The sequence below is a fragment of the Brevundimonas sp. genome (assembly GCF_044239655.1).
Taxonomy (GTDB): domain Bacteria; phylum Pseudomonadota; class Alphaproteobacteria; order Caulobacterales; family Caulobacteraceae; genus Brevundimonas.
Map to the genome: position 1 here is coordinate 1 of NZ_JBIIAY010000009.1, position 21,626 is coordinate 21,626.

The 21,626-nt window shown below is 67.2% G+C and carries 20 protein-coding genes; 17 read left to right on the plus strand and 3 right to left on the minus strand.

Annotated elements, in window-relative coordinates; all coding sequences use genetic code 11:
• Nucleotides 1-272 (plus strand): M24 family metallopeptidase C-terminal domain-containing protein (locus ACILQR_RS02365; RefSeq protein WP_395649915.1); only part of this gene is annotated, 272 nt, incomplete at its 5' end.
• Between the two features lie 58 nt (nucleotides 273-330).
• A complete protein-coding gene (locus ACILQR_RS02370; protein WP_395649916.1) occupies nucleotides 331-1,320 on the plus strand; it encodes an aldo/keto reductase in 990 nt (329 codons plus the stop codon).
• Nucleotides 1,321-1,696: 376 nt separating this feature from the next.
• Here ACILQR_RS02370 and ligA read toward each other — a convergent pair whose 3' ends face one another.
• Nucleotides 1,697-4,012: an NAD-dependent DNA ligase LigA gene (ligA, locus tag ACILQR_RS02375; RefSeq protein WP_395649917.1), complete on the minus strand. Its 2,316-nt coding sequence runs from the start codon at nucleotides 4,010-4,012 to the stop codon at nucleotides 1,697-1,699.
• A 119-nt stretch (nucleotides 4,013-4,131) separates the two neighbouring features.
• Here ligA and ACILQR_RS02380 point away from each other — a divergent pair, with 119 nt between their 5' ends.
• Together ACILQR_RS02380 and ACILQR_RS02385 are read left to right on the plus strand one after the other, a co-directional pair.
• Complete coding sequence (locus tag ACILQR_RS02380) at nucleotides 4,132-5,112, plus strand: M20/M25/M40 family metallo-hydrolase (protein WP_395649918.1); 981 nt, start codon at nucleotides 4,132-4,134, stop codon at nucleotides 5,110-5,112.
• A 92-nt stretch (nucleotides 5,113-5,204) separates the two neighbouring features.
• The gene (locus tag ACILQR_RS02385; RefSeq protein ID WP_395649919.1) at nucleotides 5,205-5,834 is read left to right on the plus strand and encodes a methyltransferase family protein; all 630 of its coding nucleotides are present in this window, start codon (nucleotides 5,205-5,207) and stop codon (nucleotides 5,832-5,834) included.
• Between the two features lie 52 nt (nucleotides 5,835-5,886).
• Here the strand turns inward: ACILQR_RS02385 and ACILQR_RS02390 are convergent, their stop codons facing one another.
• A complete protein-coding gene (locus ACILQR_RS02390) occupies nucleotides 5,887-6,336 on the minus strand; it encodes a peptidylprolyl isomerase (RefSeq protein ID WP_395649920.1) in 450 nt (149 codons plus the stop codon).
• Between the two features lie 70 nt (nucleotides 6,337-6,406).
• Between ACILQR_RS02390 and ACILQR_RS02395 the strand changes: the two genes are divergently transcribed.
• The gene (locus tag ACILQR_RS02395; protein WP_395649921.1) at nucleotides 6,407-7,135 is read left to right on the plus strand and encodes an RlmE family RNA methyltransferase; all 729 of its coding nucleotides are present in this window, start codon (nucleotides 6,407-6,409) and stop codon (nucleotides 7,133-7,135) included.
• A gap of 1 nt (nucleotide 7,136) precedes the next feature.
• Here ACILQR_RS02395 and ACILQR_RS02400 read toward each other — a convergent pair whose 3' ends face one another.
• On the minus strand, nucleotides 7,137-7,679 hold the full coding sequence (locus ACILQR_RS02400) for a DUF2061 domain-containing protein (RefSeq protein WP_395649922.1): 543 nt from the start codon (nucleotides 7,677-7,679) through the stop codon (nucleotides 7,137-7,139).
• 146 nt (nucleotides 7,680-7,825) lie between these two features.
• On the opposite strand from ACILQR_RS02400, the gene guaB reads away from it, so the two are divergent.
• The 12 genes from guaB to ACILQR_RS02460 all read left to right on the plus strand — a co-directional run bounded on the left by guaB (nucleotide 7,826) and on the right by ACILQR_RS02460 (nucleotide 21,599).
• Complete coding sequence (gene guaB / locus ACILQR_RS02405; RefSeq protein ID WP_395649923.1) at nucleotides 7,826-9,286, plus strand: IMP dehydrogenase; 1,461 nt, start codon at nucleotides 7,826-7,828, stop codon at nucleotides 9,284-9,286.
• Nucleotides 9,287-9,289: 3 nt separating this feature from the next.
• A complete protein-coding gene (locus tag ACILQR_RS02410) occupies nucleotides 9,290-9,691 on the plus strand; it encodes an MAPEG family protein (protein WP_395649924.1) in 402 nt (133 codons plus the stop codon).
• Nucleotides 9,692-9,699: 8 nt separating this feature from the next.
• A complete protein-coding gene (locus ACILQR_RS02415) occupies nucleotides 9,700-11,115 on the plus strand; it encodes an RsmB/NOP family class I SAM-dependent RNA methyltransferase (protein WP_395649925.1) in 1,416 nt (471 codons plus the stop codon).
• Nucleotides 11,112-11,768: a 5'-methylthioadenosine/S-adenosylhomocysteine nucleosidase gene (locus ACILQR_RS02420; protein WP_395649926.1), complete on the plus strand. Its 657-nt coding sequence runs from the start codon at nucleotides 11,112-11,114 to the stop codon at nucleotides 11,766-11,768. Before ACILQR_RS02415 ends, ACILQR_RS02420 begins: the two co-directional genes overlap by 4 nt.
• Before the next feature lie 11 nt (nucleotides 11,769-11,779).
• Nucleotides 11,780-13,333 carry a glutamine-hydrolyzing GMP synthase gene (gene guaA, locus ACILQR_RS02425; RefSeq protein WP_395649927.1) on the plus strand — a complete coding sequence of 518 codons (1,554 nt, stop codon included), beginning with the start codon at nucleotides 11,780-11,782 and terminating at the stop codon, nucleotides 13,331-13,333.
• A 250-nt stretch (nucleotides 13,334-13,583) separates the two neighbouring features.
• The gene (locus ACILQR_RS02430; protein WP_348637134.1) at nucleotides 13,584-13,667 is read left to right on the plus strand and encodes a potassium-transporting ATPase subunit F; all 84 of its coding nucleotides are present in this window, start codon (nucleotides 13,584-13,586) and stop codon (nucleotides 13,665-13,667) included.
• A gap of 15 nt (nucleotides 13,668-13,682) precedes the next feature.
• Nucleotides 13,683-15,389, plus strand: a complete 1,707-nt coding sequence (gene kdpA / locus ACILQR_RS02435; protein ID WP_395649928.1) for a potassium-transporting ATPase subunit KdpA — start codon at nucleotides 13,683-13,685, stop codon at nucleotides 15,387-15,389.
• 31 nt (nucleotides 15,390-15,420) lie between these two features.
• Nucleotides 15,421-17,481, plus strand: a complete 2,061-nt coding sequence (kdpB, locus tag ACILQR_RS02440; protein WP_395649929.1) for a potassium-transporting ATPase subunit KdpB — start codon at nucleotides 15,421-15,423, stop codon at nucleotides 17,479-17,481.
• 11 nt (nucleotides 17,482-17,492) lie between these two features.
• Complete coding sequence (locus ACILQR_RS02445; protein ID WP_395649930.1) at nucleotides 17,493-17,654, plus strand: hypothetical protein; 162 nt, start codon at nucleotides 17,493-17,495, stop codon at nucleotides 17,652-17,654.
• A 3-nt stretch (nucleotides 17,655-17,657) separates the two neighbouring features.
• Nucleotides 17,658-18,239 (plus strand): potassium-transporting ATPase subunit KdpC, encoded by a 582-nt coding sequence (kdpC, locus tag ACILQR_RS02450; protein ID WP_395649931.1) that lies wholly within the window; start codon nucleotides 17,658-17,660, stop codon nucleotides 18,237-18,239.
• A gap of 76 nt (nucleotides 18,240-18,315) precedes the next feature.
• The gene (locus ACILQR_RS02455) at nucleotides 18,316-20,910 is read left to right on the plus strand and encodes a DUF4118 domain-containing protein (RefSeq protein WP_395649948.1); all 2,595 of its coding nucleotides are present in this window, start codon (nucleotides 18,316-18,318) and stop codon (nucleotides 20,908-20,910) included.
• Nucleotides 20,910-21,599 carry a response regulator gene (locus tag ACILQR_RS02460; RefSeq protein WP_395649932.1) on the plus strand — a complete coding sequence of 230 codons (690 nt, stop codon included), beginning with the start codon at nucleotides 20,910-20,912 and terminating at the stop codon, nucleotides 21,597-21,599. Before ACILQR_RS02455 ends, ACILQR_RS02460 begins: the two co-directional genes overlap by 1 nt.
• Nucleotides 21,600-21,626 lie beyond the last annotated feature (27 nt).

A 21,626-nucleotide genomic window follows, 5' to 3' on the forward strand; every position in this document is an offset into this window, starting at 1 on the left:
ACTGGGGCATCCGGATCGAAACGCTCCAGGTCGTCACCGCGCCCGAGCCCATCCCGGGCGGCGAGCGGCCGATGCACGGTTTCGAGCAGCTGACCTTCGCGCCGCTGGATCGCAAAATGATCGACGTCGAGATGCTGACGGCGGCCGAGCGGGCCTATGTCGACGCCTATCATGGCGAGACCCTCGCCAAGGTCGGGCCGCTGCTGGCCGATGGCCCCCAGGCGGATGCGGCGGCATTGGCGTGGCTGAAAGCGGCTTGCGCGCCGCTCTAGACCTTGCGGTTTCAGGCGGCGCTTCCGACCTCAGGGCTCCAGCCTGAAGGAGTGCCCCATGAAGACCCGCCGTCTCGGACCGAACGGTCCCGAAGTGTCCGCCATCGGCCTGGGCTGTATGGGAATGGCGTCCTTCTATGGGACGCCGTCGGACGAGACGCAGGCGACGGCCGTGATCCACCGCGCGCTCGACCTGGGGATCACCCTGTTCGACACGGCCGAGATGTACGGCCCCCACACCAACGAGGTCCAGGTCGGCAAGGCCCTCGCGGATCGACGTGACAAGGCCTTCGTCGCGACCAAATTCGGCATCGGTTACAACGCGGATCGCACCGCGCTGAAGGTCGACGGCTCGCCTGCCAATGTCCGCCGATCGATCGAAGGCAGCCTGACCCGCCTCGGCATGGATCATGTCGATCTCTACTATCTGCACCGCGTCGACGCCGACACGCCGATCGAGGAGACGGTCGGGGCGATGGCTGAACTGGTCACCGAGGGCAAGGTGCGGTTCCTGGGCCTGTCGGAGGCCGCGCCCGAGACCATCCGCCGGGCCCACGCGACCCATCCGATCACGGCCTTGCAGACCGAATACTCGCTGTGGAGCCGCGAGCCCGAGGGCGACATCCTGACCACGGTGCGCGAACTCGGCATCGGCTTCGTCCCCTACAGCCCGCTGGGACGGGGCTTCCTGTCGGGCGAGATCCGATCGATCGAAGACCTAGAGGAGGGCGACTTCCGCCGTTCCAACCCCCGCTTCATGGGCGAGAATTTCCAGAAGAACCTCGACCTCGTCGAGGCGGTCAAGGCGATCGCGCACGATCGGGGGATCACGGCGGCGCAACTGGCCCTGGCCTGGGTGCTGGCGCTAGGCGATGACCTGGTCCCCATCCCGGGCACCCGGCGGATCGCGACGCTGGAGGACAATGCGGCGGCGGCTGACGTCGTGCTGACGTCGGAAGACCTGGCCGAGATAGAAGCGGTTTTCCCCCGCGATGCGGCATCCGGTCATCGCTATGCCGAGGCGGCCCGGTCGGCGCTGAATCGCTGAGGGGTGAGGGGCTCCTTCAGCCCCCAGGCCGTACCAACCCGACCGACGACCGCCTCATCAAGTATATAGGAATATAATCCAACCGGCCTCTTGCGGCCGGGCCTTTCCGTCTCCACCTCGCCCGAGGGTCTTTGACAATGCGACGAGGCGAGCCATCAGGGCCGGCCGTCCCAATCTCACATAATCTGGAGCCGCGCCAGATGGTCCATTCTACTAACGCATTGATTTTAAACGAACCGGATCGACTTGCATCAGCGCAATGTCACGTTCGTTTCTGTCACGGTGACATTTCCCGTTCCTCCCGCCCTCCGGACGCAGGCCAGGCTTGATCGGGTTCGACGCAAATCCTGTCTCAATGCAAACGAGGGGACATGAGTCAGGAAATGAGCGCCAGCCATTCGTCCTCGGTCAGGACGGCGACCCCGTGCTTCTGGGCGTCTGCCAGTTTGGAGCCCGCGCCGGGGCCGGCGACGACATAGTCGGTCTTCTTCGACACGGACCCCGACACCTTAGCCCCCAGGCTCTCGGCCCGCGCCTTGGCCTCGTCCCGGGTGAAGCGTTCGAGTGAGCCGGTGAACACCACGGTCTTGCCGGCGACCGGACTGTCGGTCTTGGGGCGTTCGGCATCCACGATCAGAACAAGCTCGGCGACCAGAGCATCGACCACGGCGCGATTGTGCGCTTCATGGAAGAAGTCGGCGATAGCGCGGGCGGCGACGGGGCCGACGCCGGCGATGCCCGCGATCTCTCCCAGGGTCACCGAGGGGCCGTCCTCGCGTGCGATCCGGGCCAGTTCGCGGATGCCGGGCCAATCGCTCGCCAACGGCACCAGCGCCCGCCGGGCCGGGGCGGCGATGCCGGGGAAGGCGAGGGCCAGTTTCTGGTCGATCGGCGCTTCAGGCCAGGGATCGGCAGGCGACAGTTCGGCAGCGGCCATGACCGACATGGTGCGAGCCGAGACGCCGTGGCCCTCGGCCAGACGAATCCATTCCGGCGACGGGATGCCGGATGCGGCGTCGAGGGCGGCGGCATGGAAGCTTGACCAGTCGCCGAAATGCCGCGCCAGCAAAAGCGAGGTCTGATCCCCGATATCGCGGATACCCAGGGCGAAGATCAGCCGCTCCAGCGCGATCGTGCGCCGCGCGTCGATGCCTGCGATCAGGTTCCGCACGCTGGTCTCGCCATAGCCGTCCTCGGCGCGGAGCTGGTCCAGCTTTTCGGTATCGCGGGCCAGGCGGAAGATGTCGGCGGGCTCGGCGATCCAGCCCCGATCGTGGAAGGCAATCAACTGCTTCTCGCCCAGACCCTCAATGTCGAAGGCGCGGCGGGACACGAAATGCTTGAGCCGCTCGACCAGCTGGGCCTTGCAGATCAGACCGCCGGTGCAGCGGCGGCGCACGTCGTCGCCCTCGCGGACGGCTTCAGAACCGCACACAGGGCAGTGGGTCGGGAAGACGTAAGCGACGGCATCGGCGGGGCGCTTGTCCATCACCACTGAGACGATCTGGGGGATGACGTCGCCGGCGCGTTGCAGGACCACGGTGTCGCCGATCCGCACGTCCTTGCGCGTGATCTCGTCCTCATTGTGCAGGGTCGCGTTCCTGACCACCACACCGCCGACGGTCACGGGGGCCAGGCGGGCGACGGGGGTCAGGGAGCCGGTGCGGCCGACCTGGATGTCGATGCCTTCCAGAACCGTCGTCGCCTGCTGCGCCGGAAACTTGTGTGCGATGGCCCATCTCGGGCTGCGCGAGACGAAGCCCAACCGCTCCTGCCAGTCGAGCCGATCGACCTTGTAGACGACGCCGTCGATGTCGTAGCCGAGGCCGGCACGGTCGGTCTCCAGGCCGCGATAGACGGCCATCAGGCCCTGAACGTCCTGCACCCGGGTCGAGCGTGGATTGACCTTGAAACCCCAGGATTTCAGTGCGTTCAGCGCCTCTTCCTGCGTTTCCGCGAACGGCGCGGACACCTGGCCCCAGGCGTAGGCGAAGAAGGCGAGGGGGCGGGCAGCCGTGACCGTCGGATCGATCTGGCGCAGCGACCCGGCGGCGAAGTTCCGGGGGTTGGCATAGGTCCGCGAGCCCGCTGCCTCCGCCGCCGCATTGAAGGTGGCGAAGGCGTCATTGGGCGCATAGACCTCGCCCCGCACCTCGAGCAGGTCCGGCCAGCCGGTGCCGGACAGCCGATGCGGGATGTCGGAAATCGTCTTCAGATTGGCCGTGATATCCTCGCCGGCCCGGCCGTCGCCGCGCGTCGCGCCCTGGACCAGGACGCCCTTCTCGTACCGGATATTGGCCGACAGCCCGTCGATCTTGGGCTCGGCGACGAAGGCGACGGGATCAGCGGCGGGCAGCTTCAGGAAGCGCTGGATCCGGGCCACGAAGTCGGCCACATCGCCCTCGTCGAAGGCGTTATCGAGCGACAGCATGGGTACGCCGTGTCGGACTTCCGAAAACTGGGCGGACACAGGCGCACCGACCTTCAGCGACGGCGAATCCTCGCGGACAAGAGCTGGAAACCGGGCTTCGATGGCGAGGTTGCGGGCCTTGAGCGCATCGTATTCGGCGTCGGTGATCTCGGGTGCCGCTTCGGCATAGAGGGCGTCTGCCTCCGCCATGGCGGTCGCCAGACGGGCCAGTTCGTCGCGGGCCTCGGCCTCGGTCAGGTCTTCTACAGGTGTCTCGGCCATGGGAATCGCAAACGCTGGGGTCGGTCATCGGTTTAGCATCGCCGCCGACCATGACACGATCTTAAGCTGACGCGGTCGCGACGGCGGACTATGGAGCCGGTCTGTATCCAGGAGTCGCCATGCCCCGCCCGAACACCGCCGCGATCGCCGGCCTCACCCTGGCGGCGCTGCTGGGTCTGGCCGGCTGCGATACGGTCGGCCTGTCGCCGGAAGCGACCCCGGCCCCCGCCGCCCCACCTCCGGTTCAGCCGGTCCCCGAGCAACTGATGACGGACGTTCGTGTCCTGTCGGCCGATGACATGGAGGGGCGCGATACCGGCTCGCCTGGCGGCGAGCGGGCGCGGGCTTATATCGTGTCGCGGCTGGAGGCGATCGGGATCGCGGCTCCGCCCATGGGCCGGCTCCAGCCGTTCGCGGCCGAGGTACCCACCCGATCGGGCCCGACACGGTATGCCGGGACCAATATCCTGGGCCTGATCCCCGGAACGCGCGTTCCGGATCGCTACATCGTCATCAGCGCCCACTACGATCACGTCGGGACGCGGGACGGCCTGATCTACAACGGGGCGGACGACAACGCGTCGGGCGTGGCGACCATGCTGGAGATCGCGACCCAGCTGAAGGCCCAACCGCCCGAGCACAGCGTCATCATCGTGGCTTTCGACGGTGAGGAGCGCGGCCTGATCGGGGCCAAACATTTCGTCCAGGCCCCGCCGGTGCCGCTGGCATCCATCGCGCTGAACCTCAATTTCGACATGACCGCCCGCGCCGAGACCGACGGCCATCTGTGGGTCACCGGGACATATCAGCACCCGACGCTGCGTCCGATGCTGGAGCCGGTCCCGGCCGTCGGCCCGGTGTCTCTCGCCTTCGGCAAGGACACGCCGCAGGACACGGGGGCGAACAACTGGGTCGAGGCCTCCGATCATGGTGCCTTCTTCAAGGCCGGCATCCCGTTCCTGTATCTGGGCGTCGACTACCACCCCGACTATCACCGGCCGTCCGACGATTTCGAGCGTATCACACCGTCAGTGTTCGCCAGCGCGACCGAGGTGGCGGTATCGGCGTTCCGGGCGCTGGATCAGGGAATGGATCGATGATCGCGGCCGATTTTCAGTCGCAAAGATAGCTCTTGCGTCAAGCTTGGCTTGGTCGTCATCGTCCCGACCCGTTCAGGACAGACGAAACGACCATGACAACCGCGACGCCCGACACTTTCGATCTCCAGCGCATCCAGAAGATCCGCAAATGGGTACTGGGTGTGGCCTTGCTGGCCGCTGTGGGCCTGGCGATGTTCAGCACGACCTGGTGGGGCGACGGCGCGGTTCATAGCGGCGTGGAGGCGTTCGGTCTCGGTGCGATCGTCCTCAGCATCGTCGGCCGCGCCTGGTGCTCGCTCTACATCGGCGGGCGCAAGAAGGCGGAGATCGTATCGACGGGGCCTTACTCCCTCAGCCGGAACCCGCTGTATGTGTTCAGCTATGCGGGGGCGTTCGGTGTCGGCGCCCAGACCGGAAGCCTGACCATCGCGGTTCTGTTTGTCGTCATCGCGGTGGTGGTGTTCCGCATGACCATCGCCAAGGAGGAGGCCTGGCTGTCGGCCGAATTCGGCGAGACCTACAGATCATACATGGCGCGGACACCGCGTTGCGGGCCGGACTTCTCGAAGTGGCGGGACGAGGACGAACTGAACATTCGCCCCCGCTTTTTCCTGACCACCCTGCGCGACGGGCTGGTCTTCCTGGCGGCGATCCCGGTGTTCGAGGGGATCGAGTTGGCACAGCGCGCCGGGTGGTTGCCGATCCTGTTGCGCCTGCCCTGAACCGACGGGCGATGTGAAAAAGGGCGACCCGTGAGGGCCGCCCCGGTTCACGTCAGTTGACGGTCGCCTTGATGATCTTGCCCGGGTTCCGGGGCGGCTCGCCCTTGGGCAGGGCGTCGACATGGTCCATGCCCTCGATCACCTCGCCCCAGACGGTGTACTGGCGATCCAGGAAGGTCGCGTCGTCCAGGCAGATGAAGAACTGCGAGTTGGCGGTGTCGGGCTGGCTGGTGCGGGCCATCGAGCAGACGCCGCGCACGTGGCGCTCGGCCGAGAATTCGGCCTTCAGGTTGGGCTTCTTGGAGCCCGAGGTGCCGGTGCCGGTCGGATCGCCGCCCTGGGCCATGAAGCCGGCGATGACGCGGTGGAAGACCACGCCGTCATAGAAGCCTTCGCCGGCCAGTTCGGTGATGCGGGCCACGTGGCCGGGGGCCAGGTCGGGCCGCAGCTTGATGACAACGTCGCCGGTGTCGAGGGTGAGAGTCAGTGTCTGGTCGGCCAACGGCGCGCTCCTTTTGTCGTTTATGGCGGGGGTCATAGCCCGTGACGTCGCCTGCGGCTATGTGGGAAGCATGACTGACGACGAAAAGCCCCCCGTGACGGATCCAGAGCCCGCCCGGCGCAAGATGGTGCGCCCGCCCAGTGGCGGGACCGCTGCCGGCCGCGGCATGGGCACCCAGATGAAGACGGCCGACAAGAAGTCGATGTCCTCCATCCAGTGGATCAAGCGCCAGCTGGCCGACCCCTGGTCCGAGAAGGCCCGCGCCGAGGGCTATCGCAGCCGTGCGGCGTTCAAATTCTCCGAGATCGACGACCGGTTCCGTCTGGTCAAGAAGGGCTGCCGGGTCATCGATCTGGGGGCCGCACCGGGCGGTTGGGTCCAGGTCTGCGTCAATCGAGGTGCGGCCAATGTAGTCGGTGTGGACCTGTTGCCGATCGAGCCGATTCCCGGCTCGATCCTGATCCAGGCTGATTTCACCGATCCTGGTGTGGACCAGCAGTTGCTGGACGAGCTGGGGGGACAGCCCGACCTGGTGCTGTCCGACATGGCCCACAACACGGTCGGGCACCGCCAGACCGATCACCTGAAGATCATCGCCCTGATCGAGATCGCCTCTGACTTCGCCATCCGGACGTTGAAGCCCGGCGGCCATTTCGTGACCAAGAATTTCCAGGGTGGCGACGCGGGCCGGGTCCTCGCGGAACTGCGCGAGGCCTTTCACGAGGTGAAATACGTCAAACCCGCCGCCAGCCGGAAGGGGTCTTCGGAGGTCTATCTGGTGGCGCTGAACCGGCGATAGATCAGGCGGGCGCAAAGACGCGATTGATCTTGCGAGACTCGAGGCGGGACCAGATGCGGTCGTGCAGCGTGAAGAAGACCGTCTGTACCAGGGGTTCGACTAGGCCGATCGCGAGGGCCAACCGCCAGTCTTGCGTCAGGGCCATGGCCACACCGACGGCGACGACGAAATGCATGACGCCGTACGTCAGGGTCTTGATCGCGACCTGACGCAGGGAGCGGGGCAGGGCGTGCGAATGGCTATGGTCGCCGTGCAGCCGCGATTGCTCGCTGGGGTCCATAACGTCGAGGCGGGCGGCGACGGCCTCGGCACCTTCTTCGGCGATCGACAGCGGTGACCGCCTTTCGATCCGATGCCAGAGCCGATCGTGCATCGTATAGGCAAACGTCTGGAAGATCGGCTCCACCACACCGACGGCCAACGCAAGCCTCAAATCGCGCGTGATCGCGAACGCCACCAGGACCGCCACGATCAGGTGCATGACGCCGTAGCTCGCGACCTTGAGCGCGAGGCGGCGGATGGACTGGGCGATCATCTGGACCATGACTCGTAAATGAGAATGAGTCGCATGTGTTGCAAGGCGTGCGTCGATCTTTCGCCGATGGCCTTCTTCTGTCCCGACCCGGGCGCTGCGGAGGTTGACTTCGCAACCGCGAAAGAGGATAGGCGGCCCGCAAAACGGAGACTCCCATGGAGATTCGCGAAGGCCTTACCTTCGACGATGTTTTGCTCGAACCCGGCCCGTCCGAGACCCTGCCCGCTGACGCGGATGTGTCCACACGGCTGACGCGCGACATCAGGCTGAACATCCCGCTGACCTCGTCGGCCATGGATACGGTGACCGAAAGCCGTCTGGCGATCGCCATGGCGCAGGCCGGCGGTCTGGGCATCATCCACCGCAACATGAGCGCCGAGCAGCAGGCCGATCAGGTCCGCGAGGTCAAACGCTACGAAAGCGGCATGGTCATCAATCCGGTGACCATCTCGCCGGACACGACGCTGGGCGAAGTCTGGGACATCGTGGCCAAGCGCAAGTTCAGCGGTTTCCCGGTGGTCGATCCGCAGACCGGGCGTCTGGTCGGCATCCTGACCAACCGCGACATGCGGTTCGACACCGATCGGAACCGCAAGGCGTCGGAGTTGATGACGACCGGTGATCTGGTCACCGTGCGTGAAGGGGCCGGGCGGGACGAAGCCAGGGCCCTGCTTCGCGACAAGAAGATCGAGCGGGTCATCGTGGTCGACGAGGACTATCGCGCCACGGGCCTGATCACGATGAAGGACATCGAGAAGGCCCAGGCCCACCCGCACGCCGCCAAGGACGAGCAGGGCCGGCTGCTGGTCGGCGCGGCCTCGACGGTGGGCGATGCGGGCTATGAGCGGGCCATGGCGCTCGCTGACGCCGGATGCGACGTCGTCGTCATCGACACGGCCCACGGCCATTCAGTCCAGGTGGCGCGCGTCGTCGAGCGGATCAAGCGCGAGAACAACCGGCTCCAGATCATCGCCGGAAACGTGGCCACATACGACGCCACTCGCGCCCTGATCGACGCCGGTGCCGATGCGGTGAAGGTCGGGATCGGGCCGGGCAGCATCTGCACCACGCGTATCGTCGCGGGCGTCGGCGTGCCGCAACTGACCGCCATCATCGACTCGGTGCGGGCGGCCAAGGACTCGGGCGTTCCGGTCATCGCCGACGGCGGGATCAAGTATTCGGGCGACCTGGCCAAGGCCATCGCGGCGGGTGCCTCGGTCGCCATGATGGGCTCGATGTTCGCGGGCACGGACGAGAGCCCCGGCGAGGTCTTCCTGTACCAGGGACGGTCCTACAAGAGCTATCGCGGCATGGGTTCGGTCGGGGCGATGGGGGCCGGCAGCGCCGACCGCTATTTCCAGAAAGAGGTCGAGGACACCCAGAAGCTGGTGCCCGAAGGCATCGAGGGCCAGACGCCCTACAAGGGGCCGATCGCGCCGGTGCTGCACCAGATGATCGGGGGCCTGCGCGCCGCCATGGGCTATGTCGGCGCACCCGATATCGCTGCCTTCCAGGATCGGGCCCGGTTCGTGCGCATTACCGGCGCCGGATTGCGCGAGAGCCACGTTCATGACGTGATGATCACGCGCGAAGCGCCGAATTATCGGCAGGGATAGGCGATGTTCAACATGACGCCCGAGCTGACCTATGCAGCCCTGACCATCCTTCTGGCGGTTGTGCAGATATTCCTGCCCGCGACGGGTCGGACGCTGCAGCACGGGCCGAAATGGAATGCCGGGCCGCGCGACGAAGACGTGCCGGCATCAAATGTTGTCACCGGGCGGCTGGAACGCGCCCAGGCCAACCTCTACGAGACGTTGCCGCTGTTCCTTGGGGCGGTCCTGATCGCCCATGTCTCGGGCGAGGACGGATTTCTGACGTACTGGGGCGCTACGCTCTATTTCTGGGCTCGCGTCCTCTATGTCCCGCTGTACGCCTTCGGCGTCACGGGCGTGCGCAGCCTGGTCTTCCTTGTATCGCTCGCCGGTCTGTTGATGATCGTCGCCGCCCTTTTCCTCTGAAAGCCTAAGTGACCCCAGCCGCTCGCCTCGCCGCCGCCGCCTCCGTCCTGGACTCCATCGCCCAGGGCCGCCAACCGGCCGAGGCCGTGCTCAAGGCCTGGGGGACGTCCAACCGCTATGCGGGGTCCAAGGACCGCCGCGCCATCGCCGATCAGGTCTACAAGGTGTTGCGTGCGCGCGGCCGGCTGGTCTGGGCCATGGGCGGGCGCGAGGATGGGCGGGCCCTTGTCATCGGTGCACTCAGCCTGATCGACGGCCTGACAATCGAGGAGATCGAGGCGCTGCATTCGGGCGATGGATACGGGCCCAAGCCCCTGTCGAAACAGGAGCGGTCGCGCATCAGCCTGACCAGCGACGAGGTGCCCGGCTGGATCGCAGCGGGTCTGCCCGAGTTCGTCATGGAGGATTTCAAGTCCAGCTTCGGCGACCGCTGGGCCGAAGAGGCCGCCGGGCTGATGCTGCCGCGCGCGCCGATCGATCTGCGGGTCAATGCGGCGAAGGCGACGGTGGCCGAGGTCGAGGCGGAACTGCGCGATGCGGGGCTGAACCCCACGCGCACCCCCTGGTCCGCCTGGGGCCTGCGCCTTTCGGCCGAGCCGCCGCCGAACGTCCAGGCGCTGCCGGCCTTCAAGGAAGGTCGGATCGAGATTCAGGACGAGGGCAGCCAGATCGTCTGCGCCCTGGCCGGGGCTCAGCCGGGCATGACCGTCGTGGACTATTGCGCAGGGGGCGGGGGCAAGACCCTGGGCCTGGCCATGGGCATGGCGGAGGAGGGCGGTGATCGCCCGGTCGAGCCCGCGGAGCCCGAAAAGATCTGGACGCCCACCGGCTGGATCGAAGCGCCAAAGGGATCGCGCGCGGTCCATACGTCGGCTGGAATCGATGGGCGGCTGATCGCCTGTGACGTGGTCCAGAAGCGGCTCGACAACATCACGCCCCGGCTGCAACGCGCGGGCGTCTCGGCCGAACTGCTGCAACTCGGCCCCAACGGCGGCGGAGTCGAGGACCTGGTCGAGCAGGCCGACGTGGTGTTCGTGGACGCGCCCTGTACCGGCACCGGCACCTGGCGGCGCAAGCCCGAGGACGCCTGGCGGCTTAAGCCCGAAAACGTCGCGCGGATGCGCACGCTCCAGATGGCGATCGTCGCGCGGGCGGCGAAGCTGGTGAAACCCGGCGGTCGGCTGGTCTATGTCACCTGTTCGATGCTGAGGCAGGAGAACGAGTCGACCATGGACGCCTTCGAGGAGGATCATCCCGGGTTCGCGCCGGTGCCGATGGCGGAGGCGGTCGGCTCGCCGCACCTGACGGACACCGGTCGCAACCGGCTGGTCGAACTGGCCGAGGGCGGGCACCGGCTGAGGCTGTCGCCGGCGACGACGGGCACCGACGGCTTCTTTGCCGCCGTCTATGAGCGGCGGGCGTGAGCGGGGCGTCTTTTGAACTGAAGGCCTTCGGACCCATCTCCGCCCTGTGCGTGATGGCGGCCGAGGCGGAATACGGCCCGGCGCTCCGTGCACGGATCAAGCCGCTGATCACCGGCGTCGGACCGGTCGAGGCGGCGGTCGAGACGACGGCGGCCCTGGCCGAACTGGCGCGCAACGACGCCTTGCCTGACCTCGTGATCTCGCTGGGATCGGCCGGTTCGCAGACCCTGGATCATGGCCGGATCTACTGGATCGACGAGGTCTCCTATCGCGACATGGACGCGACCGTGCTGGGCTTTCCGGCCGGGGTGACGCCGTTCCTCGACCTGCCCGCCAGCCTGACCCTGGCCAGCGGGCCGCAGGGCCAGCCCTATGCGCGGCTGGCGACGGGGGGCAGTGTCGTCTCGGGCGAGGCCTATGACGCCATCGACGCCGACATGGTGGACATGGAGACCTATGCCGTCGTCCGCGCCGCCGCCCGGTTCGGCCTCCCGGTCATCGGCCTGCGCGGCGTGTCGGACGGCAAGGCCGATCTGACCGGCCTGTCCGACTGGACCGATACCCTGCATGTGATCGACGAAGGTCTCGCCGAGGCGCTGGACCTGCTGGAACACGAACTGACTCGGTTGACCGCCGAGCCCACCGACGCCTGACCGGAGCCCCCATGACCGATCATCAAAAGGTTCTCATCGTCGATTTCGGCAGCCAGGTGACGCAGCTGATCGCGCGGCGTCTGCGCGAGGCCAGCGTCTATTGCGAAATCCATCCCTACGCCAAGGCCGAGGCCGCGCTGGCGGCGATGACGCCGGCAGCGATAATCCTGTCGGGCGGTCCCGAGAGCGTCCACGAAGAGGGTAGCCCCCGCGCACCCCAGGCCGTGTTCGAGGCCGGCGTGCCGGTTCTGGGCATCTGCTACGGTGAGATGACGATGTGCGAACAACTCGGCGGCAAGGTCGAGGGTGGCCACACCCGCGAGTTCGGCCGCGCCGAGATCACCGTTCAGAAGTCGTCGCCCCTGCTGGCCGACCTGGCCCCCGTTGGCGAGGACGAAACCGTCTGGATGAGCCACGGCGACAAGATCGTCGCGATCCCCTCCGGCTTCGACGTGGTCGCCACCTCGGCCGGTTCGCCCTATGCCGTCATCGCCGACGAGACCCGCCGCTTCTACGGCGTCCAGTTTCACCCCGAGGTCATGCACACCTCGCGCGGCGCGACGATGCTGAAGAACTTCACCCACGGCATCGCCGGGCTGAAGGGCGACTGGACCATGGCCGCTTATCGCGACGAGAAGATCGCCCAGATCCGCGAACAGGTCGGCTCGGCCAAGGTCATCTGCGGTCTGTCGGGCGGCGTCGACAGTTCGGTCGCAGCTGTGCTGATCCACGAGGCCATCGGCGACCAGCTGACGTGCGTCTTCGTCGACACCGGATTGTTGCGCAAGGACGAGGCCACCCAGGTCACGGCCCTGTTCAGAGAACACTATAACATCCCCCTGATCCACGTTGATGCGTCGAAGGAATTCCTCGGCGCGCTGGCGGGCCAGTCGGACCCGGAAACCAAGCGCAAGACCATCGGTCGCGTCTTCATCGAGATCTTCGACCGCGAAGCCAACAAGATCGAAGGCGCCGAATTCCTCGCCCAGGGCACGCTGTATCCCGACGTCATCGAGAGCGTGTCGTCGTCCAGCGGCAAGGCTCACGTCATCAAGAGCCACCACAATGTCGGCGGCCTGCCCGACTACATGAAGCTGAAACTGGTCGAGCCCCTGCGCGAACTGTTCAAGGACGAGGTCCGCGCGCTTGGCCGCGAACTGGGCCTGACCGACGCCTTCGTAGGACGCCACCCGTTCCCCGGACCGGGCCTGGCCATCCGCATCCCCGGCGAGATCACGCCCGAGGCCGTCGAGACCCTGCAACAGGCCGACGCCATCTATCTGGACGAGATCCGCAAGGCGGGCCTCTACGACAAGATCTGGCAGGCCTTCGCCGTCCTGTTGCCGGTCAAGACGGTGGGAGTCATGGGCGATGCCCGGACCTATGAGAAGGTCCTGGCCCTGCGCGCAGTGTCATCCACCGACGGCATGACGGCCGACTTCTTCGAATTCCCCTGGGACGTGCTGGGCAGATGCGCCACCCGCATCGTCAACGAGGTCCGGGGCGTGAATCGCGTTGTCTACGACGTGACGTCCAAACCGCCGGGGACGATCGAGTGGGAATAGGCGACTCCGCGCGGTAACTGCCGCAAGCGCGCCAGACGGCATGGGTCCGTAACGCGGACCGGGTCGTCGATTTTATGCGGGCGTTATTCGCAGCGCCCGGACTCACATGGCCCCGTTATGCGGCATTGTGGTCAACCAACCTCCTGATTTTCCGGAGGCACCACATGTCCGATCTTCTGTTCCTGGCGCTCGGCGGCGGGGCGCTCGTCGCCTTTGCCCTGCTCGCCGCTGCGCTGAAGAGGGTGTGACGATGATCGCCATCCTCTGGGGCGTCGGCGCGGTCGTCGTCGCCGTCTACATGATCGCGGCGCTCGTGCGCCCCGAGCGGTTCTGAGAAGGAGCCGCCGTCATGACCGTTCAAGGCTGGGGCGAGATCGCCCTCACGCTATCCCTTTCCGTCCTGATCGGCTGGCCGATCGGGATCTATCTGTCACGCGTCTGGAACGGCGAGCGCACCTGGCTCGATCCCGTTCTGAAGCCGGTCGAACGGGTCTTCTACAAGGCTGCCGGCGTCGATCCGAACCGCAGCCAGGGCTGGACCGGCTATGCCGCCGCCCTGATCGCCTTCAACGCAGCGGGGTTCTTCCTGCTGTTCGCGATCCTCAGGCTCCAGGCCGTCCTGCCGCTGAACCCGCAGGGTTTCGCGGGGCTCTCGCCGCACCTGGCCTTCAACACCGCCGTCAGCTTCGTAACCAACACCAACTGGCAGTCCTATGGTGGCGAAAGCACCATGTCGACCTTCACCCAGATGGCCGGCCTGACGGTTCAGAACTTCCTGTCCGCCGCTACCGGGGCGACGATCGCCGCCGCCCTGGCCCGGGCCTTCGTTGCCAGCCGGGGAGAGGGGGTCGGCAATTTCTGGGCCGACGTGACCCGGACGACCCTCTATCTGCTGCTGCCCCTTTCGACCGTCCTGGCGCTCGTGCTGGCCAGCCTTGGCGTGGTCCAGTCCCTGGACGCCTCGGTAACGGCTCGCTCGCTGGAGGGTGTCGATCAGACCCTGTCGGTCTTCCCGGTCGCAAGCCAGCTGGCCATCAAACAGTTGGGCATCAACGGCGGCGGCATCTTCAACGTCAACTCGGCGCACCCGTTCGAGAACCCGAGCGCCCTGACGAACTTCATCACCTCGGTGTCGATCAACGTCCTGGGCTGGGCCGCCTTCTTCGCCTTCGGCCGCAGCGTCCTGGCCAAGAAGGACGTCCGCGCCCTGGTCGCCGCAGGCTTCATCCTGCTCAGCGTCTGCACGGCCGGCATCTATGTCGCCGAAAGCCAGCCGGCCCCGGCGCTCGTCGCCGCCGGGATCGAGCAACCGGTCAACCTGGAAGGCAAGGAGACCCGCTTCGGCCTGCCGTCCTCGGTCGCCTGGGCCGGTCCGACCACCGGCGCGTCGAACGGCTCGGTCAACTCCATGCACGGCTCCTATATGCCGCTGTCGGGCGGGCTGATGATGTTCCTGATGCAACTGGGCGAGATCCTGCCCGGCGGGATCGGGTCGGGGATCGCGATCATGGTCGTGATGGCCATGCTGGCGGTGTTCGTCGCCGGTCTGATGGTCGGTCGCACCCCCGAATACCTCGGCAAGAAGATCGAGGCCCGCGAGATCCAGTACGCCATGATCGCCGTCCTGGTCCTGCCCCTGGCCATCCTGGGCTTCACCGCCATCGCCGCCGTCTTCCCGACCGCGATGGAAGGCTTGCTGAACCACGGGCCGCACGGGTTGTCGGAGATGCTGTATGCCTACACCTCGGCGGCGGCGAACAACGGCTCGGCCTTCGCCGGTCTGACGGCCAATGCCCCCTGGTGGAACACCACGCTCGGTATCGGAATGCTGCTCGGCCGGTTCGTGCCTGCCGTGGCGGTCCTGGCCATCGCTGGCAGCCTGGTCGTCAAGCCCAAGCTGGCGCCCTCGACCGGCACATTGCCGACCGACAGCGCCCAGTTCATCGGCCTTCTGATCGGCGTCATCCTCATCCTGGGCGGGCTGCAGTTCTTCCCGGCCCTCGCCCTTGGGCCGATCGTCGAGCATTTCCAGATGCTCGCCGGCGCGGCCCAGTGATCCTGCTGTGATCCCTCTTCGGACACCTGAAATGACCTTTGCAAACCCTGAAGCCGAAATCCGGCCTTCGTCACCCGGTCTAGGCGGCGGCCTGACCGGCACCATGCTGGGCCGCGCGCTCAAAGACGCCGTCGTCAAACTGAACCCGCGTCACCTGCTCAAGAACCCGGTCATCTTCACGACCTGGATCGTGGCCCTGCTGTCGACCGTGTCGGCGGCCGGGGCCATCGCCTCGGGCCAGTCGGCGGGGTTCGCCATCCAGCTGGCCGTCTGGCTCTGGGCCACCGTCCTGTTCGCCAATGTCGCCGAAAGCGTCGCCGAAGGACGGGGCAAGGCGGCGGCGGACAGCCTGCGGGCCACTCGGGTCACCACCAAGGCCAAGCTCATCGTCGATCCCGAGACCGGCACGGTCGTCCCCACCCCGGCGGGCGCGCTTCAGGTCGGTCAGATCGTTCTGGTCGAGGCGGGCGACGTCATCCCCTCGGACGGCGAGATCGTCGAGGGCGTTGCCTCGGTCAACGAGGCCGCCATCACCGGCGAAAGCGCGCCCGTGATCCGCGAATCGGGCGGCGACCGGTCGGCTGTCACCGGCGGGACCACCGTGGTCTCCGACTGGATCAAGGTGCGCATCACCTCGGCCCCCGGCTCGACCTTCCTCGATCGCATGATCGCCATGGTCGAGGGCGCGAACCGGAGGAAGACGCCCAACGAGCTGGCCCTGTCGGTCCTGCTGGCCGGTCTGACCCTGGTGTTCCTGATCGCTGTCGTCACCCTGCTGGGTCTGGGTGCCTATTCGGGCGTGGAGCTGGATCCTATCGTGCTGGGTGCCCTGTTCATCACCCTGATCCCCACGACCATCGGGGGACTGCTGTCCGCCGTCGGTATCGCCGGCATGGACCGGTTGCTGAAGGTGAACGTGCTGGCCACCTCGGGCCGTGCGGTGGAGGCGGCAGGCGACGTCGACACCCTGCTGCTCGACAAGACCGGCACCATCACCTTCGGCAACCGCATGGCCACCGAGGTTATCCCGGTGTCGGGCGTCCGCCCAGAGGTCGCCCTGCGCGCTGCCGTTACCGCCTCCCTGGCCGATGAGACGCCGGAAGGTCGTTCGATCGTCGAGCTGGGCCGCAACGCCGGGATCGTGGTCGAACAGCCCGCGGGTTCGACCGCCATCGCCTTCACAGCAACCACTCGTCAGTCGGGTCTGGACGCCGGCAAGGACTCCTGGCGCAAGGGCGCGGTCGACGCCGTGCTGAAGTCCCTTGGTGAAGCCTCTGCTCCCGCCGAGTTCACTGCCGCTGTGGACCGTATCGCCCGCTCGGGCGGCACGCCGCTGGCGGTGACCGAGAACGGTCGGCTCGTGGGCGTCATCCACCTGAAGGACGTGGTCAAGCCGGGCGTGAAGGCGCGCTTCGCCGAGCTCCGCACCATGGGCCTGCGCACGGTGATGATCACCGGCGATAACCCGGTCACGGCGGCCGCTATAGCCTCTGAGGCCGGTGTCGATGACTTCCTCGCCGAGGCCACGCCAGAGGACAAGATGCGCCTCATCAAGGCGGAGCAGGCCAAGGGGCGACTGGTCGCCATGTGCGGTGACGGTGCCAACGACGCGCCTGCGCTTGCCCAGGCCGACGTCGGCGTGGCCATGCAGACGGGGGCCCAGGCCGCCCGCGAGGCCGGCAACATGGTCGACCTCGACTCAGACCCGACCAAGGTCATCGAGATCGTCGAGGTCGGCAAGCAACTGCTCATCACGCGCGGTGCCCTGACCACCTTCAGCATCGCCAACGACGTGGCCAAATACTTCGCCATCATCCCGGCGATGTTCGTGGTCGCCCTGCCGGCCCTGGGCGCACTGAACGTCATGCGGCTGGGTAGCCCCGAAAGCGCGATCCTGTCGGCGGTGATCTTCAATGCCCTGGTGATCGTGGCCCTGATCCCACTGGCGCTGCGTGGCGTCAAATACCGGGCGATCGGGGCCGGGGCGCTGCTGAGCCGTAACCTGCTGATCTATGGCTTGGGCGGCCTGATCGCGCCCTTCGTCGGGATCAAGGCCATCGACATGGTCATCACCGGACTGGGTCTGGCGTGAGGATGGCCGTCATGCCCCGCAAATCCCAGTTCAAGGCCTCCGGAAAGAACGACGTCTGGTTCGCCGTCTTCTTCATCGCCGCCATCACGATCGTCAGCCTGCTGGCTCAGGCGCGCGACATCCATGCCCCCGGCCGACCGGAGCCGGTCCCGGCGAGCCAGATCAAGGAGTAGATGATGATCAACCAAATCCGTCCCGCCGTCGTGATGCTGGCGCTGTTCACCCTGCTGCTGGGCCTGGCCTATCCGCTGGCGATCACAGGCGTGGCCCAGATCGCCTTCCCGAGCCAGGCCGACGGCAGTCTGGTGCGCGGGCCGGGTGGCGTGATCCAGGGTTCGTCTCTGATCGGTCAGCCCTTCGCCGAGGCGCGCTATCTGCATCCGCGCCCGTCGGCGGCGGGCGACGGCTATAACGCCGCCGGATCGTCGGGCTCGAACTTCGGCCCGCTGAACCCGGACCTGATCGCGCGGGTCAAGACCGACGCCGACGCCCTGCGCGCCGAAGCCCCCGGCCGGCCCATCCCCGCCGATGCGGTCACGGCCTCCGCCTCGGGGCTCGACCCGGACATTTCTCCGGCCTATGCCCGTCTTCAGGCCCCGCGCGTCGCGGCGGCCCGGGGTCTGACGACGGCACAGGTGCAGGGCGTGATCGACCGGAACACGAAGCGCCCGCTGCTCGGCTTCATCGGCCAGCCGCATGTCAATGTCTTGATGATCAACCGTGCGCTCGACGCCCTGGCGCAGCCTCCGGCAGCCTGATTTGGCGGACCTCGATACTCCCGACGTTCCCCGGCCGGCCTCGCGAAAGCGGGGCCGGCTGAAGGTTTTCCTGGGCATGTCGCCCGGCGTCGGCAAGACCTACGAGATGCTGCGCGCGGCCCGCAGGCGTCAGGCTGAGCACGGTGACGTGCTGGTCGGGGTCGTCGAGACCCACGGCCGCAAGGAGACCGAGAGCCTGCTGCGCGGCCTCGACGTGCTCGCCCGCAATCCGATCGACTACAAGGGCCGCGCCCTGATGGAGTTCGACATCGACGGCGCGATCGCCCGCCGCCCGGGCCTTCTGCTGGTCGATGAATACGCCCATTCCAACGTCCCCGGCTCGCGCCATCCCAAACGCTGGCAGGACGTCGAGGAGATTCTGAAGGCCGGGATCGACGTCTGGACCACGCTGAATGTCCAGCATCTGGAGAGCCTGTCCGACGTCGTCCTGCGCATCACCGGCGCGCGCCAGCGAGAGACGGTACCCGACAGCGCCCTGTCCAAGGCCGACGATATCGAGGTCGTGGACATCACGCCGGATGAGCTGCGCAAGCGGCTGGAGGAGGGCAAGGTCTATGTGCCCGAAACGGCGCGGCTGGCCTCGGAGAATTTCTTCAAGGTCGAGAACCTGACCGCGCTGCGAGAACTGGCACTGCGGCGGGCCGCTCAGACGGTCGACGATCAACTGCTCGTCCATTTGCGAGAGAAGGGCGTGCCGGGGCCGTGGGCCGCGGGCGCTCGCATTCTGGTGCTGATCGGCGGGGACGGCATGGCGGCTTCGCTGGTCCGTGCCGGTCGGCGCCTCTCGGACATGATGATGGACGCCCCCTGGACCGTCGCGACTGTCGATCAGGGTGCGATCACGGGCGAGCGGGCCGCTCGCCTCAGCGAGGCCCTGAAGCTGGCCGAGCAACTGGGCGCGCGGACCATCACCCTGAGTGGCGACGACGTCGTCCGGGCCGTGATGGACTACGTCGGCCGCAATCACGTCACCCAGATCGTGATCGGCAAGGGCCGGACCAGCCGCCTGCGCGACCTGATCGGCCGATCCCTGGCGGCGGAGCTGCTGCGTTCGGCCAATGGCGTCGCCATCCATATCATCACCGACGAGAAGGACGCTGCTGCGGCCCCGGCGATGCGCCCCGTTCGCGCGCCGGTACGATGGTTCGGCTATGCCGTCGGGCTCGGTCTCGTGGGGCTGGCCACGCTTACGGCCTACAGCCTCGACACAGCCTTCGAGCGCGTCGACCTGGGCGTCATCTACCTTGCCGCCGTCGTCGCGACCGGCGCGCGGTACGGGCTCAGACCTGCTGTGACCGCTGCGACGGCGGCGTTCCTGATCTACAACTTCCTGTTCCTTCATCCACGCTACAGCTTCATCATCGGGTCGCCGACGGACGTCCTGACACTGGTGGTGTTCTGGGGCGTCGCCCTGCTGACCGGCGCGCTTGCAGGCCGGGTCCGCGAGCAGGCCAAGCGGACTCAGAGACGGGCCGTCGCGGTTTCGGCCCTGCTGGGTGCAAGCCAGGCCCTCGCGGGGGCGGCCGGCCGGCAGGCGACGGCGCGCGTGCTGGCGGAACAGGCTTCTCATGCCGCCGGAGCCAAGGCGGTCGTGTTGCTGCCGCAGGGGGATGACCTCGTGATCGCGGCCGGGGTGCCTGACACGCCGGACCTGGGGGCATCCGCCATGGCCTCCGCGCGCTGGGCCTGGGAGCACGGAGAGGCGGCCGGACACGGCACGGGGACGCTTCCGCATGCGAGCTGGACCTTCTGGCCCCTGCAAGGGATTCAAGGCCGCTCGGGCGTGGCGGGGATCCAGGCCGCTGCCCTCGCGTCCGGGTCCGACGAGGAACGCCTGACCCTGGCCCTGCTGGACCAGGGTGCCGTCGCCATCGAGCGTGCCAACCTCGCCGGTCAGGCGGTCGAGACCGAGACCCTGCGGCGTGCCGACCGCTTCCGCACAGCCCTGATGAATTCGGTCAGCCACGATCTGAGAACGCCGCTGTCGACCGTGCTGGGGTCGGCGACGACCCTGATCGACTACGGCGCGGGTTTGACGCCGGCGGTGCGGGCCGACCTGCTGCTGAGCATTCGGGAAGAGGCCGAGCGGTTGAACCGCTACGTCGGTGACCTGCTGGACATGACCCGGCTGGAGGGCGGGGCGCTCAAGGTGCGGGCCGAATGGACCGATGCGCGCGACATCCTGAATGCGGCGGCCGAGCGGGTGTCCAGACGTCTGGAAAGCCGCAGGATGACCCGGGACTTCCCGGCGGACCTGTCGCTCGTCAGGGTCGATGAAGGGCTGCTCGAACAGGCCTTGGTCAATGTGCTGGAGAATGCCATCGCCTATAGTCCCGACGGATCGACCATCGAGATCGCCGCCTATGAGGATCGCAACGCCGTGGTGATCAGCGTAGAGGACGAAGGGATGGGCATCCCGACCGCAGAGCTTGAACGGGTCTTCGACAAGTTCCGGCGGATGGAGGAGTCCAGCGACCGGTCCAAGGGTGTCGGCCTGGGCCTGGCTATCGCCAAGGGCTTTGTGGAGGCCATGAACGGCCGGATCGCGGCGGCCAGTCCCATCCATGAAGGGGACGATGGGGTGAAGTCAGGGACCCGCATCCTGATCAGCCTGCCCAAGGCCATCGCCACCCATCGCGAGCTGCTGTGATGTCGGCCGTCCGTCCGCAGATCCTGGTCATCGACGATGAGCCCCAGATCCACCGGTTCCTGACTCCGGCGCTCGACGCGGCCGGCTATGACGCAAAGCGCGCGGACAATGGGCAGGAAGGCCTGCGGGGCATCGCGCTGTGGAACCCGGACGCGGTCGTGCTCGATCTCGGCCTGCCCGACATGGACGGCAAGGAAGTGCTCAGGCGGGCGCGCGAATTCTATGCCGGGCCGATCATCATCCTGTCGGCCCGCGACCGGGAAGCCGAGAAGATCGCGGCCCTCGATCTCGGGGCCAACGACTATGTCGAGAAGCCGTTCGGGGTCGGGGAGCTTCTGGCCCGGCTGCGGGCGGGCCTGCGTCAGGGTGCGCTGAGGCCGGCGGCGACGGGCGTCGTCACGGCCGGTCAGGTCACCATCGATCTGGATCGCCGGCTGGTCACGAAGGGCGAGGAGCGGCTCAAGCTTCGTCCCAAGGAGTATGACGTCCTGGCCTATCTGGCCCGGAGCGCGGGCAAGGTGGTGAGCCATGCCGACCTGCTGACCGCGGTCTGGGGGGCCGCCCATGCCGACGACGTCCAGTACCTGCGCGTCGTCATCGGCCAGCTGCGGCACAAGATCGAACCTGACCCGGCGGTCCCCACCATCGTCCTGACCGAAGCCGGGATCGGCTATCGGTTCGAGGCATAATCTCACGCTTGGTGTCCGTGGGCGGCC

Excerpts from the sequence above, each read along its gene's own strand:
- ACILQR_RS02370 (WP_395649916.1), top strand. The coding sequence starts at position 331 with ATGAAGACCCGCCGTCTCGGACCGAACGGTCCCGAAGTGTCCGCCATC.
- ligA (WP_395649917.1), bottom strand. The coding sequence starts at position 4,012 with ATGGCCGAGACACCTGTAGAAGACCTGACCGAGGCCGAGGCCCGCGAC.
- ACILQR_RS02380 (WP_395649918.1), top strand. The coding sequence starts at position 4,132 with ATGCCCCGCCCGAACACCGCCGCGATCGCCGGCCTCACCCTGGCGGCG.
- ACILQR_RS02385 (WP_395649919.1), top strand. The coding sequence starts at position 5,205 with ATGACAACCGCGACGCCCGACACTTTCGATCTCCAGCGCATCCAGAAG.
- ACILQR_RS02395 (WP_395649921.1), top strand. The coding sequence starts at position 6,407 with ATGACTGACGACGAAAAGCCCCCCGTGACGGATCCAGAGCCCGCCCGG.
- ACILQR_RS02400 (WP_395649922.1), bottom strand. The coding sequence starts at position 7,679 with ATGGTCCAGATGATCGCCCAGTCCATCCGCCGCCTCGCGCTCAAGGTC.
- guaB (WP_395649923.1), top strand. The coding sequence starts at position 7,826 with ATGGAGATTCGCGAAGGCCTTACCTTCGACGATGTTTTGCTCGAACCC.
- ACILQR_RS02410 (WP_395649924.1), top strand. The coding sequence starts at position 9,290 with ATGTTCAACATGACGCCCGAGCTGACCTATGCAGCCCTGACCATCCTT.
- guaA (WP_395649927.1), top strand. The coding sequence starts at position 11,780 with ATGACCGATCATCAAAAGGTTCTCATCGTCGATTTCGGCAGCCAGGTG.
- ACILQR_RS02430 (WP_348637134.1), top strand. The coding sequence starts at position 13,584 with ATGATCGCCATCCTCTGGGGCGTCGGCGCGGTCGTCGTCGCCGTCTAC.
- kdpA (WP_395649928.1), top strand. The coding sequence starts at position 13,683 with ATGACCGTTCAAGGCTGGGGCGAGATCGCCCTCACGCTATCCCTTTCC.
- kdpB (WP_395649929.1), top strand. The coding sequence starts at position 15,421 with ATGACCTTTGCAAACCCTGAAGCCGAAATCCGGCCTTCGTCACCCGGT.
- ACILQR_RS02445 (WP_395649930.1), top strand. The coding sequence starts at position 17,493 with ATGCCCCGCAAATCCCAGTTCAAGGCCTCCGGAAAGAACGACGTCTGG.
- kdpC (WP_395649931.1), top strand. The coding sequence starts at position 17,658 with ATGATCAACCAAATCCGTCCCGCCGTCGTGATGCTGGCGCTGTTCACC.
- ACILQR_RS02455 (WP_395649948.1), top strand. The coding sequence starts at position 18,316 with ATGTCGCCCGGCGTCGGCAAGACCTACGAGATGCTGCGCGCGGCCCGC.
- ACILQR_RS02460 (WP_395649932.1), top strand. The coding sequence starts at position 20,910 with ATGTCGGCCGTCCGTCCGCAGATCCTGGTCATCGACGATGAGCCCCAG.